The 13,131-nt window shown below is 41.2% G+C and carries 13 protein-coding genes; 10 read left to right on the forward strand and 3 right to left on the reverse strand.

Going from position 1 to position 13,131, the window contains the following annotated elements; all coding sequences use genetic code 11:
* The first annotated feature begins 11 nt into the window (after window positions 1-11).
* The 10 genes from KXJ80_RS04495 to KXJ80_RS22485 all read left to right on the forward strand — a co-directional run bounded on the left by KXJ80_RS04495 (window position 12) and on the right by KXJ80_RS22485 (window position 10,155).
* Window positions 12-1,646: an HsdM family class I SAM-dependent methyltransferase gene (locus tag KXJ80_RS04495; RefSeq protein ID WP_218678250.1), complete on the forward strand. Its 1,635-nt coding sequence runs from the start codon at window positions 12-14 to the stop codon at window positions 1,644-1,646.
* Window positions 1,639-2,820, forward strand: coding sequence for a restriction endonuclease subunit S (locus tag KXJ80_RS04500; RefSeq protein ID WP_218678251.1), 1,182 nt, complete (start codon window positions 1,639-1,641; stop codon window positions 2,818-2,820). The genes KXJ80_RS04495 and KXJ80_RS04500 overlap by 8 nt, the downstream gene beginning before the upstream one ends.
* On the forward strand, window positions 2,817-3,374 hold the full coding sequence (locus tag KXJ80_RS04505) for a KwaA family protein (RefSeq protein WP_218678252.1): 558 nt from the start codon (window positions 2,817-2,819) through the stop codon (window positions 3,372-3,374). The genes KXJ80_RS04500 and KXJ80_RS04505 overlap by 4 nt, the downstream gene beginning before the upstream one ends.
* A 2-nt stretch (window positions 3,375-3,376) precedes the next feature.
* On the forward strand, window positions 3,377-4,213 hold the full coding sequence (locus tag KXJ80_RS04510) for an ATP F0F1 synthase synthase (protein WP_218678253.1): 837 nt from the start codon (window positions 3,377-3,379) through the stop codon (window positions 4,211-4,213).
* A gap of 3 nt (window positions 4,214-4,216) precedes the next feature.
* Window positions 4,217-4,855 carry a type II toxin-antitoxin system toxin DNA ADP-ribosyl transferase DarT gene (gene darT / locus KXJ80_RS04515; protein WP_218678254.1) on the forward strand — a complete coding sequence of 213 codons (639 nt, stop codon included), beginning with the start codon at window positions 4,217-4,219 and terminating at the stop codon, window positions 4,853-4,855.
* 13 nt (window positions 4,856-4,868) lie between these two features.
* Complete coding sequence (darG, locus tag KXJ80_RS04520) at window positions 4,869-5,909, forward strand: type II toxin-antitoxin system antitoxin DNA ADP-ribosyl glycohydrolase DarG (RefSeq protein WP_218678255.1); 1,041 nt, start codon at window positions 4,869-4,871, stop codon at window positions 5,907-5,909.
* A gap of 356 nt (window positions 5,910-6,265) precedes the next feature.
* Entirely contained in the window at window positions 6,266-7,171 is a 906-nt protein-coding gene (locus tag KXJ80_RS04525; protein WP_218678256.1) for a helix-turn-helix transcriptional regulator, read from the forward strand.
* A 21-nt stretch (window positions 7,172-7,192) separates the two neighbouring features.
* Window positions 7,193-8,266 carry a hypothetical protein gene (locus KXJ80_RS04530; RefSeq protein ID WP_218678257.1) on the forward strand — a complete coding sequence of 358 codons (1,074 nt, stop codon included), beginning with the start codon at window positions 7,193-7,195 and terminating at the stop codon, window positions 8,264-8,266.
* Window positions 8,267-8,320: 54 nt separating this feature from the next.
* Window positions 8,321-9,892, forward strand: a complete 1,572-nt coding sequence (locus KXJ80_RS04535) for a hypothetical protein (protein ID WP_218678258.1) — start codon at window positions 8,321-8,323, stop codon at window positions 9,890-9,892.
* The gene (locus KXJ80_RS22485; protein ID WP_218678259.1) at window positions 9,889-10,155 is read left to right on the forward strand and encodes a YkgJ family cysteine cluster protein; all 267 of its coding nucleotides are present in this window, start codon (window positions 9,889-9,891) and stop codon (window positions 10,153-10,155) included. Before KXJ80_RS04535 ends, KXJ80_RS22485 begins: the two co-directional genes overlap by 4 nt.
* A 105-nt stretch (window positions 10,156-10,260) precedes the next feature.
* Here KXJ80_RS22485 and KXJ80_RS04540 read toward each other — a convergent pair whose 3' ends face one another.
* The 3 genes from KXJ80_RS04540 to KXJ80_RS04550 all read right to left on the reverse strand — a co-directional run bounded on the left by KXJ80_RS04540 (window position 10,261) and on the right by KXJ80_RS04550 (window position 12,957).
* Window positions 10,261-10,548: a hypothetical protein gene (locus KXJ80_RS04540; RefSeq protein WP_218678260.1), complete on the reverse strand. Its 288-nt coding sequence runs from the start codon at window positions 10,546-10,548 to the stop codon at window positions 10,261-10,263.
* 105 nt (window positions 10,549-10,653) lie between these two features.
* Window positions 10,654-11,883, reverse strand: coding sequence for a tyrosine-type recombinase/integrase (locus KXJ80_RS04545; RefSeq protein WP_218678261.1), 1,230 nt, complete (start codon window positions 11,881-11,883; stop codon window positions 10,654-10,656).
* A gap of 210 nt (window positions 11,884-12,093) precedes the next feature.
* On the reverse strand, window positions 12,094-12,957 hold the full coding sequence (locus tag KXJ80_RS04550) for a YicC/YloC family endoribonuclease (RefSeq protein ID WP_218737914.1): 864 nt from the start codon (window positions 12,955-12,957) through the stop codon (window positions 12,094-12,096).
* Between the last annotated feature and the right edge of the window lie 174 nt (window positions 12,958-13,131).

The following is a 13,131-nucleotide window of genomic DNA, read 5'->3' on the forward strand; positions in this document are numbered from 1 at the left end:
ATAGAAACACCATGGTTGAATTAGAATTTCAGCAAAAAACCAAAACCCTCATTGATAGCTTAAAAAGCATTTGTGCTAACTATGGGTTAGGTAACGACGGTAACGAATTTAAAATCATTACCCAAATCTTCTTGTACAAGTTTTTAAACGACAAGTTTGCCTTTGAAGCCAAAAAGCTCGACGACACCATCGCCAAAGCCGACAAGTGGGAAGAAGCGCTAGCGGCCATGAGCGAAGACGACCTCGACATGCTGCAACTGCAAATGGGCGGCGACACCGCACGGCTAAAGCCACAGCACTTTATTAGCTACTTGTTTAGCCAACAAAACGCGCCCGACTTTGCCAAACTGTTTGACGATACCCTTATCGACATTGCCATCACCAATAACGAGGTGTTCGCAGTAAAAACCGATGGCGGCGCAAAAGTGGTGCTGTTCGACCGTATCAGCCAATACATTGCTGATGATTCAAAGCGCGATGCATTCTGCCGTGCGATTATCAATAAACTGGTGGAATTCAGCTTTGAGCGTATCTTCACCCAAAAATTCGACTTCTACGCCACCATCTTTGAATACTTGATCAAAGACTACAACAGCAACGCCGGCGGTAAATACGCCGAATATTTCACTCCCCATGCGGTAGCACGCATTATGGCGGAAATTTTAGTGCCACAAGCTGAGCGAGGCACAGTACGAAATGTTGCCTGTTACGACCCATCGGCGGGATCAGGTACTTTGCTTATGAACGTGGCCCATGCCATTGGTGAAAACCGCTGTAGCATTTACACCCAAGATATTTCGCAAAAATCATCCAACCTGCTGCGTTTAAACTTGATCTTAAATAACTTGGTGCATTCTATTCCCAATGTGATCCAAGGTAATACGGTATTACATCCCTATCATAAAGACGGAAAAGAACTTAAACGCTTTGACTATATTGTCTCTAACCCACCATTTAAGCTCGATTTTAGCGACTATAGGGATGAACTCGACAGTAAAGTAAACAAGGAACGCTTCTTTGCGGGTATACCCAAGGCTCCACCTAAAGATAAAGACAAAATGGCGATCTACTCGCTGTTTTTACAGCACATTATTGCCTCACTTAAGCCAAACGGCAAAGCCGCTGTGGTTGTGCCAACAGGTTTTATTACCGCCCAATCGGGTATCGATAAAGGCATCCGCGAACATTTAGTGAAAAATAAAATGCTCGCGGGAGTGGTGTCTATGCCATCCAATATCTTTGCCACCACAGGCACTAACGTGTCCATTCTATTTATTGACGCCAGTAATAAAGGAAAGGTGGTGCTGATTGACGCTTCCGACCTAGGCGAGAAAATCAAAGACGGCAAAAACCAAAAGACTGTTCTTAGCGCTGATGAAGAGCAGCGCATTGTCGATGTATTCAACTTCAAAGATGTGGAGGAAGATTTCTCTGTTGTGGTGAGTTATGACGACATCGAAGCCAAAAACTACTCGTTTAGTGCGGGTCAGTATTTTGATGTGAAAATCGAATATATGGATATAACGCCAAAGCAGTTCGCCGAAAAAATGCAGGGCTTTACCAGTAATTTAGATAACCTGTTTAGTCAATCTCGTGAATTGGAAACTGAGATTAAAAAGCAGTTGGCGGGATTGAAGTATGAGTAACTGGGAAGCAAAGACCTTAGGTCAGTTTCTTGCACTTCAGCGAGGCTATGACCTCACAGCAGACCAAAGAACCGATGGCAATATTCCCGTAATGGGGGCTGGAGGTCAAAACGGCACTCATGGTACTTCAAAAGCAAGTGGCCCTGGCGTCGTTATCGGTCGAAGTGGTAGTTCTTTTGGACAAGTATACTTGTCAGAGCTGGACTTTTGGCCGCATAACACTTCCATGTACGTTACTGATTACAAAGGAAACGATAAGTACTTTACCTATTATCTGCTGAAAAACCTTGATTTCAATCGACTCAACTCTGGTAGTGCACAGCCATCACTTAACAGAAATTATATTTATCCTGTGAAGATTAAAGTCCCTAAGCCGGATGAGCAAAAGAAGATCTCTAACGTTTTACGATCACTTGATAAAAAAATCGAACTCAACAACCGTATCAACGTCGAGCTGGAAGCCATGGCTAAAACTCTGTACGACTACTGGTTTGTACAGTTCGACTTCCCCGATGACTCACCACAAGGCCAAGGCAAACCCTACAAAACCTCCGGCGGCAAAATGGTCTACAACCCAACCCTAAAGCGCGAAATACCGGAGGGGTGGGAGGTTGCGCCTTTATCTTCAATTACTAGAGTAAGCAACGAGTCTATTAATCCCGCAGACTACCCCGAAAAACTATTTAAGCATTTCAGTATCCCCGTATTTGATGCAACAAATACTTTCGGTGTTGAGCGGGGAGATACTATTGGAAGTAACAAATTCACTGTTGAAGATACCGACTTGCTCGTATCAAAACTAAACCCTTGGTTTAACAGGGTTGTGTATGCAATGGCAGAGCCTGAACAGATTTGCTCAACTGAATTTGTTGTTTGGCGTTGTCCGAATGCCTCTATCAAAAACTTTATGTATATGATAGCAACATCCCCGCAATTTATTGCGCATTGCACTCAATCGGCGACAGGTACATCAAATAGCCATAAGCGTGTAAATCCAAACGTGATGATGCGATTTGATCAACCATTTAACTTGAAAGTCGCTGAAAAACTCGGACAACATTTAGAACCAATATTAAAGCAACTGATTGTAAATCAGCGAGAAAATACAAAGCTAGCTTCGCTCCGCTACTGGCTACTCCCCATGCTAATGAACGGTCAGGTAACGGTGAAATGATCAACGCTGCGTTTCGGGTTTTACTGACGTTCAATGCCACTTCGCTGCTGGTGATTATCTTTTTGGTGCAAAAAGGCATTACACTCGGCTATTTTCTGGGTGGTTTGACTTATTTAGGATGGACAGCAGCACTTCCGAACGCAGTGTCTTATTTGTTTTACTTAGCAATACCAATTCTATCAACGGGTTTGAGTATTTGGCTAAGTAAATACTTGGGCAAAGACGAGTTTAAAGCGGGTGAAGTCGCCAGTATTGAGCATGCCAATAACAGTTTTTTACCCAGTTATTTGGGCTACTTTTTTGTTGCGCTGAGCATTAGTAACACGGAAACCCTGTGGTTTGTCTATGGGGTGTTATTTGTGTTTACTTACCTTTCGCAGGCGCTCTACTTTAACCCGTTGTTTTTATTATTTGATTATGAGTTTTACAACATCACCACTCGCAATGGCACGGCTATTTTTCTGATTAGCAAAGCGCGCTATAAAAAGCCAGGCGACATTCAAATACCCTTGGCTTACCGCATTAACAATTACACCTTTATCGAGCGAGAATAGTGATGGACCATATACTGGCACACATAAAAACAAGAGCAAAAAAACGTATTTTCAAATTGGTTTCGGATCAATCTCTTTTTGATTTAGTTACCGTCGATTTAACTGCCTGTGTGCCATATAACCCAGACCATAACCTCGATGAAGATACATGGTTTAAAATTGAAGGATTTAGCAACCAAGCGTACTGTATTGACCTTTTGAAAAAAGACTACGATTCAAAAGACTATGATGATTTAACCAAAGAAAACTTCTCAAATATTGGCTATTTATTTGCTGTTCAGGGTGAGGATTTTTATTTTCAAAAAATTACTCCAAGCCTGTTTGTTAAGCGCAAAACATTGGTGTTTGGCGAAGCAGCAACCCTTGAACAAAGCCAAACCCGCTTGGTGATAAACGCCTTGCCGGATGCCTTGTACTTCAAGGCAGCCGATACCTTGATATTCAAAAGCCTTGCTACGATATCGAGCATTTTTAAAGGCATCGATGAGCTATACAAAGAAGCGACAAAAGAAGAGGTTGAACAGTTTTTGGATAAGTCGTTCATTGAACTGAGTAACGACTACAATGTCGAAACCGTTTCAAAACCTAACCGAAAACGTATTGGCCTTGCCATGGCGACGCTTGAGGCTATGTCTGACGATGATAAAACCAATATGCTCGATTACATCGATGGCTATTGTGGTGAGCAAAAATTAAGGTTTGATAAAGAAAATCAAAAGTTCGAAATATCCAATGACGACGAGTTAAAACTGCTGCTTTACGGCATTGAACAACGTTTTTATACCACACCGTTTGGTCACGAAAAGCGGTTAGCTAATTCTGTAACGGCCATGGGGTGAAAAATGGTACCTGCACAGCCTAAAATTTATCATATTGTTCATGTCGATCGCTTAGCTTCCATTCTGGCTTCGAATGCGCTGCTTTGTGATGCTCAGATAATTGCCCAACAGGCCGCAGGTACTACGATAGGTATGAACACTATCAAACAGCGCCGTCTCAATGAGCTAACGTTGGATAGTTACCCTGATTTGTATGTTGGGCAATGTGTACCATTTTATTTCTGCCCGCGTTCGATCATGTTATACGTGATTCATAGGGCTGATAATGCTGAGTTAGTTTACCGAGGTGGTCAAGGGCCGATTATCCATCTTCAAGCAGATTTGCACGCTACGGTTCAATGGGCTCAGCAGCAAAGGCGTAGATGGGCGTTTACACTTTCAAATGCTGGCTCATACTATTTTGAAGATAGAAATGATCTCGCTCGGCTAAATGAGCTAGATTGGCAAGCGATTGAAGCAAGACAATGGCAAGGTTGCAAAGAAGGCAAGCAAGCTGAGTTTTTGATGGAACATAGTTTTCCTTGGCATTTAGTGGAGGAAATTGTTGTACAATCACCAATCATTCATCAGCAGGTAGTCAATACGTTGCAAAGAGTTGCACACAGACCACCTGTTCGAATTAACCCCAATTGGTATTACTGAGGAGGCCGTAAATATGATTGAAATTACTCATGGTGATATTTTACGTGCTGATACAGAAGCAATCGTAAATACAGTTAACTGTGTTGGCGTTATGGGCCGTGGTATCGCTTTGCAGTTTAAGAAAGCTTGGCCTGATAACTTTAAAGCTTACGCAGCAGCTTGTAACAGTAAAAATGTGCAACCTGGCAAAATGTTTATCTTTGAAACTGGGCAACTTGCAAATCCTCGCTTTATCGTTAACTTTCCAACAAAGCGTCATTGGCGAGGTGCAAGTCGAATTGAGGATATCGAGTCAGGTTTACTTGCTCTCGTTGAAGATATTCAAAGGCTTGGCATTAAGTCTATTGCCATCCCTCCATTAGGAGCTGGTTTAGGTGGATTAGATTGGCTGGTGGTACGTGAAAAAATCGAAACAGCAATGCTGCCATTAATTGATGTTAAAGTTTTGCTTTATGAACCATCAGGCGCTCCACAAAACGATAGAATAGCAAAGCAAAAAGAAGTGCCGAAGATGACGGCAGGCAGAGCGGTATTAATAGAGTTGATGCAGCGTTACCTGAAAGGTTTACTTGACCCAACGGTATCATTACTTGAAGTACATAAGCTTTTGTATTTTATGCAGGAAGCTGGAGAGCCGTTACGTTTGAACTATCAAAAGGCGCATTATGGGCCTTATGCTCAGAATCTACGTCATGTACTTAATGCTATTGAAGGGCACTTCATATCTGGCTATGCGGACGGTGGTGATAAGCCTGAAAAAGAGCTTCAACTCGTTCCTGGAGCTGTCAAAGAAGCACAAGAGTTCCTGGAGCAACATCCTGATACGCGTGAAAGATTTACAAAAGTATCTGAGCTAGTAGAAGGGTTTGAATCACCACTAGGCTTAGAACTTCTTGCAACCGTTCACTGGCTAAACAAGTATGAGCACGCAAGAAGCACTGAACAAGTCATTGAAAGTTTTCACTCTTGGAATACGAGAAAGCAGCAGTTTACGGCTAGACAAATCACTATCGCTGAAAAAGTGCTTGCTAGACAAGATTGGCTGAGAGCTTGAAAGTACTAAACAACATTAAGCCTCTTTGTTGAGGCTTTTTTGTGCGTTTTTTTGGATGAGGTGTGCAGGACTAATGGTTTTGTATAATTTTTACTAAAAATATGATCTTAGTGGCTGGCATAGGTTAATTCTTATCGTGTAGCATGTAACAAATTCAAGCTTGCGTAAGGATTACCATGCTTATACCTTCCAGATTTAGTGTGATGCAATTCAAATTTCATCTCGAGTTTTTGTTTAAGGATATGAAATCGGATGAACAAATAAAATATAAAAATTCATATCAGTCTATTTACTGACAAAGGATGTCAGTTCTTTATTTATAGTGCGTATAAGATGAAAAGGAATAGTGAATTCTTATGGCTGATTTAACACGGAGCCGTTCGGCAGAGCGTTTAGTTGATATTCTTATTGAATTACAAACACATGGGACAGTCAATCGTTTCCATTTAATGGAGAAATTCAATATCACGGAGCGTACGGCCTATCGTGATTTAAATATGCTCTCTTCATTTATCGAACGCTGCGGAGCTGGTGAATATCGGCTTACTCATCCAAAATCTCCTCTTCTACATAACCCATTGGCTAAACTGCTAGATGCTGATGCATTTTTTCCTGACAGAAATGAACTTTTTTGGAAACGATTGGAGAAACGAGCCTCAGATGAGCATATTCGTGTTTTGCACCTTCCCGCTGAACATTCGGCAAAAAACGACTTACGAAGGTACTTAAATTTAATCGAGGATGCTATTCAAAAAAATTGTGTGTGCGACATTTTTTATAAAAATACAACTCGTATTGTGCATCCATACAAGCTCGTCAACCAGAAAAGTATTTGGTACTTGATGGCTACAGAAAGTGGAAAATTAAAGTCGTTTTCTTTAAGTAAAATAAATTGGTTGGCGAAAAAAAATGAACACTTTACGGTTAATAATTCGATACTTTCTTTAATTAATGAATATCAAGACCCTTGGGTTAGTGAGGAAACGTTTGAAGTACAATTCCGTATTAATCACAGTATTTCTGATTACTTTACTAGACGAGATTTATTGCCACAACAAGAACTCTTATTTAAAGATGAAAGTGGCGAAACTTGGCGATGTAGAGCGGCACATAAGAGTCAAATAATGCCCTTAATTTTATTTTGGTTGCCGAATATCGAAATACTGAAACCTGAATGGCTAAAAATGGATTTTTTAAATATGTTGCGTAGTTACTTGGCTGTAAAAAATGATTACATTTGTGAACTACAACTCGATAAATAGTTGAACAAGGAGATATGGATCATGGCATTACCTTTCATTATTTGGGGGGCAGCAGCTGCCGCTGCTGCTTTGGGGGCAAAAAAAGCCTATGACGGTTACGAAAAAAAATCGCAAGCCGAAGATATATTAGAAGACGCGAGGCATTTGTATAAACGGCACAAAGAAAGCTTTGATAAGACTGAGTCAGATATGCTGAAAAGTTTAAATAACTATGGTTATACCAAATTGAGTATCGGCAAGGATTTCGGTGAGTTTGAGAGAATAGTCAAAGATCTGATTCCTCGTCTGAAAGAAGATCAGAAAAAGGCTCTGAATATAGGAATTCCGCAGCATAGTATTAATAAAATTCAGGATTTAAGTATATCCGCGGTCGAATATTTAGGAACCATGACTGGTGCAGGGGCTGTTGGAGTGGCAGCTGGTTTTGCTACTTATGGTGGAGTTATGACTTTAGGGGCTGCTTCTACAGGAACGGCTATTACATCGCTCTCTGGTGCTGCAGCATACAATGCCACCATGGCTGCGCTTGGTGGTGGCTCTCTAGCAACTGGTGGTTTAGGTATGGCGGGTGGATCTTTGGTACTAGGTACTGCAGTTGCTGCTCCAATTCTGCTTATTGCTGGTTGGGCTTACAATAGCCACGCTGAAAAGGCGTTCGATAGCGCCTGTCAAACCACCCTTGAGGTGGACTCTGTGGTAGAAAAAATGACTTCAGCAGAATCTCGTCTGAATGAAATCAAGGAATATGTGGATCGCCTTAATCTACACGTTAGAGAAATATGTGCAGTTTTCGTTAATCATTATTTTGAGCCTTTGAAATTCATGCATGCTGAAAGCATAAAAGGTCAAGCAAATAATGTGGCTGATGACATTTTAAGATTAGTTATGGATGGCTATGAGTTAGCTGCAATCATAACCGATATTGTTACGAAACCACTGTTCAAACCAGTAATACAAGAAAATGGCGAGATTGTTATTACAGACGGAGAAATCCAAGAACAAACTGATAGCAACGGTATGAAGATGCTAAATAAAGAGGTTCTAGATGAGGAGTTGAGAGTGTCAGCCACTAAATTCAGAAAGTTTAGTATTTAATTAATCTTAGCAGGGCGTCTAAGCCCTGCGTTGCTATAAATCGGACAGAATGAAATGAATGCCACTAAATTTGATTGGACTGAAGAGTTGCATCAGACAGTAGTGAAAAGCCTGACTACCTCATTTGGTTTGGATTTTCTTCTACTGAACGATAAGGATGGTGGTGATGTTAATACCATTCAAAATGTGCGCCAAGGAGTATATGCAACTGATGTAGAACGCGAACGCTATGAGCAACGTGAGGGATATAATTCGCATCATTACCATAGCCACGAAAACTACATTGCCACCAACCGAGTTGGAAAAACGGCACACGCGGAGGGTACGCTGCGTGATCACTATACTGGCGAGTATTTTGTTGCTAATGGCAAAAAGAACCTTGACCACATTATTTCCGCGAATGAGATCCACAATGATTCAGGTCGAATTCTTGCTGAGTGTAATGGTGCAAATCTTGCTAATAACTCTTCTAATCTTGTCTTCACTAATGAATCATTAAATAAGGCAAAAAAAGCGAAAACAATGGACTCTTTTATCCATGTGTTACAAGAGCAATATGCTGAAACAGAAAAAGGCATTGCACAGTTACGTAGTCAACCTACATTAACGGATGAAGAGAAAAAACACCTTAATAAGCTAGAAAATAAAGCTGCTGCTGACTTTGAAAAAATGAAAGAAGCTGATAAAAAGGCTCGCGATCAATATAATTCAATTATCAATAAAGAATATTACACTAGCAGTAAGTTCGCTAAAGAAGTTACTAGTGCCACATTAAATAATGCGGTTCGCATGGGAACACGACAAATGTTGGGGCTAGTTTTGGCGGAGTTGTGGTTTGAATTGCGCGAACGAATCCCTGTGATATTCGAAAAACACCGTAAAGCTTTTGATGCGGGAGATTTTCTAGCTGAAATTAAAGAGGCATTTCATGCTATTTGGCAGCGGATACAAGCAAAATTTAGCTCCTTTCTAATTTCGTTTAAAGATGGAGCAATAGGCGGCATATTATCTAGTGTCACAACAACGCTTTTCAATATTATTTTTACCACGAAGAAGATGATTGTGCGGTTGATTCGCGAAATGTGGAATAACTTAGTACAGGCTTTAAAAATTATAGTATTTAACCCAGATGATTTATCACCTGGGCAATTAACTAAAGCGGTATGTAAGCTTCTAGCCGCTGGTGTTGCTGTAGCTGTGGGGGTGATAATTAATGAAATGTTGGCAAAAATTTTCATTTTCCCTTTCGGTCCAGAACTTGCTGCTTTTTGTAGTGCGTTGGCCACAGGTTTGTTAACTTTGGTAATGGGATATTTTCTTGAACATAGTGAGTTAATGAAAAAAGTTTGGGCATTTTTGGATAACTTTAAAAGTAAATACCAGCTGGCACTGGAGTATTATCAACAGATTAACGCAGAACTGGATCGTTATTTATCGGAGCTTTATGCTCTTGAATTTACTATTGATGTGTCTGAGTTGGAACATTTTACCCAACATCTGGAGGCCGTAAATTGTGAAATTGAACGTGGCCTATTACTACATGCTGAAGTTAAGCGTCGCAATATCACGCTCCCATTTGAATCAGGGAATATCGATTCCGTACGCAATTGGCTAAGTAAGCTATGACTTTAAGTCCTGAATTTCCCTGTAATCAGTGTGGAGCCTGCTGTCGTAACGTAGGCAGCGCAATTGAAACACAGTTTCTCGATCGAGGTGACGGCATTTGTCAGTACTATCATACAGAATCAAAATTATGCACAATATATGAATCACGCCCTCTGATTTGTCAGATTAATAAACAATATCTGCTGAATTATAAGACACAATATAGTTGGCTGGAGTTTATTGAACTAAATCGTGAAGCTTGTTTAATTCTGGAAAGGTTATAAAGCAAGGCTAAATGAACTTGATAATTTGATGATGGTGCTGAATACATTTTATTTAAGGTGATTTTAACACCATCATCATTAATGTGTTATCAAGTTAATATTAGATTAGCCCGTTGTTTGTCTCATTTTATTAATTATTTTTTCAAATGCATTATCAAGATAAACGCTCTCATCTGTATCTATATATTGTGGGAGTACATATGCATTTTCATTTTCAATTTTATCAATATCAATTATCATTTTTTTCTTTGAAAATAACCCTCCAGCATTAATTTCTAAAAGATTGCCTGGAAGAACTTTTGCAGAGTAACCTAAATTTTTCACAGCATCTAGGCATGAGTTAAATAACTGTTTTTCGCTACTTTTAAAGTATACGCGTTTACGATCGTACATATTTCATCCTTAATTATTAGTACTGTATTGATTAATTGTAATTCTTTAAAAAATCCGTTAAGACTATAATATGAAACTCAATAATATTGCAATGATTTAGCATAGTTAATTCCCAATAATCGGATTATTTATAATGTTATTCAAATATTGCGACAGTTTTTCTAACGCTTCCCTTCGCTCATCGAAATAATCATGCTGGTTATAAATCCCTTCAACACCCTTTAGTTTGTGGTTAAGGCAACGCTCTGCAACGTGCCCTGGCGTTCCTTGTTTTGCAAGCAGGGTGCGGCAGGTACGACGTAGATCGTGCACAGTGAAGTGGGGCATATCACCCATTAAGTTTGTGGGCTGTTTTTTCTTACCAGCTTCGTGGCCAAATAGTTTAGTGATTGCTCGGTTTAGCGTATCAGGGCCCATATGGGGATTTTTACTGGAGCGTCTGCTTGGGAAGACATACTCGGAGTCATGTGCTCTAATTTTTAACTCATATAACCATCCCATCACTATGGGAGGCAATGGAATTGCAATACCCACACCTGATTTGCTTCTGTCTTTGGACAGATTCCACACCTTTTCATCAAGATTAAACTCCTTCCAAGGCGCTTCAGCCAACTCAGACTTACGTACTCCCAATGTAATCAGTAGTGCACAGGCTAGATAGTTGTCACGGCTAAAGCTGTTACTATTTTCCCTAGCGATTTTAAAAAACGTGGTGACTTCCTCTAACGTTAAAGCGCGGTCTTTACTTTTTTCTAAGCCACCAGCATCTGATATAGAAAATGCACTTGCGGGATTTGCGCCAAGCAGATCCAGCTTTATGCCGTGATTAAAAAGCTGCTTGCAGTACATTAGAGCATCGTTAGCTATTGCTGGGCGGTTAGTGGCTGCAATGGCTTGTAATACAGCCTTTATGTCTCTGGCTGTGACGCTATCGACGTTGAAGCTGCCTATATGGGGAGCAATGTCTTTACGGTAGATACGTTCGGGGATTTCGTGGTGCTTGAGTCTTTTAACGTTACCTAAATGCCAATCGGCAAAGAGATCATCAACAGTTTTGATTTGAGATTGCTCTGCACGTTTTTTAGCTACGAGCGGGTCGAGACCATCGCGAAACTGTTTCATTTTGGTAGCAGCTTCTGCACGCGCATCAGCAAGAGACATATCACTGTATTTTGCTAAGGTCATTTCTTTGCGTTTAGATTGTGCCGTGTAACGGAGCATCCAATATGGAACGCCAAGTTTTGGGACAACAAAATACAGACCGTTTCCATCTGCATACCGGCCTTGCTCTCCTTTTGCCTTGGACTCAATCTCTTTTACTGTCAGGTTTCCCATAAATCCTTTCCCCATCATGACCTTAAGGTTGCTTTTATGAAAGCCAATAATACCCACCACTGACGATCGGGATTATTGTAGCATACCCACCAATATACCCACCATATGGTGGTGGGTAGTGGTGGGTATAGATGGATGTTAGTAGACAGTTTATATGCTAAAATTGATTAAAAACAATGGTTAATGATGCTAAATGGATGGTTGTGGATATCATTCAACGTTTTGGATCTGCTCGCGCATTTGTTCGATGAGCACTTTGAGCTCGACGGCGGCGGCGGTGATTTCGGTGCTGATGGATTTAGAGGCGAGGGTGTTCGATTCGCGGTTAAATTCTTGCATCATAAAATCTAAACGGCGACCTTCGCTGCCGCCTTTTTTGAGGATGCGGCGGGCTTCGTTAACATGGGCTTCGAGCCTGTCCATTTCCTCAGCCACATCTTGTTTTTGCGCTAATAAGATCATCTCCTGCTCGATGCGGGCGGGATCGAGTTCACCTTTGATTTCGGCGAGACGATTGGTGAGTTTATCGCGCTGATATTCCATGACTTTAGGCATGTGCTCGCGCACGACACCGATTTGCTCGCTCACGCCGTCTAAACGGCTTAAGAGCATGTCTTTGATGGCTGCGCCTTCACGGCCACGGGCTTCAATGAATTGGTCGATAGCTAAGTCGAAGGCGGTCATTAAATCGGCACCAACTGCGTCCATATCCTGCTCTGCACTAGAAAGTACTCCTGGCCAGCGCAAAATATCGGTGAGGTTGACTTCGCCCTGTCCAGCTTCTTGCTTTAGCCAACTGGCGGCGTCGAGTAGCTGCTTGGCTAACCCTTGGTTTAATTTAAGTTCGTTATTGCTGTTATCGGCTAATTCGTAGCGTAAATTGACCTCGACTTTACCGCGGCTTAAGCGTTTACGCAGGCGGTCGCGCAAAACGGGCTCGAAGCTGCGGAATTGTTCTGGCAGACGTAGGTAAGTTTCGAGATAACGCTGGTTGACTGAGCGAATTTCCCAAGAGGCAGTGCCCCATTGTGCTTTGTGCTCAATGCGAGCGTAGGCTGTCATGCTTTGGATCATGGGTTGTCCTAGTGGTTTAATCGTCATAATGAGAGGCGATTATAGAGTCAATGGCTGTAGGATTAAAGGCATACCACCAATAGCGAGTGGGATTAGGTGTTTGTGTGACGAGTTTGCTAGAGAATCACCCTAAGCATGGCATCTATAGGCACAAAACCCTATAATATGCAGCCA

The organism is Shewanella xiamenensis (assembly GCF_024971755.1).
Classification (GTDB): Bacteria; Pseudomonadota; Gammaproteobacteria; order Enterobacterales; family Shewanellaceae; genus Shewanella; species Shewanella xiamenensis.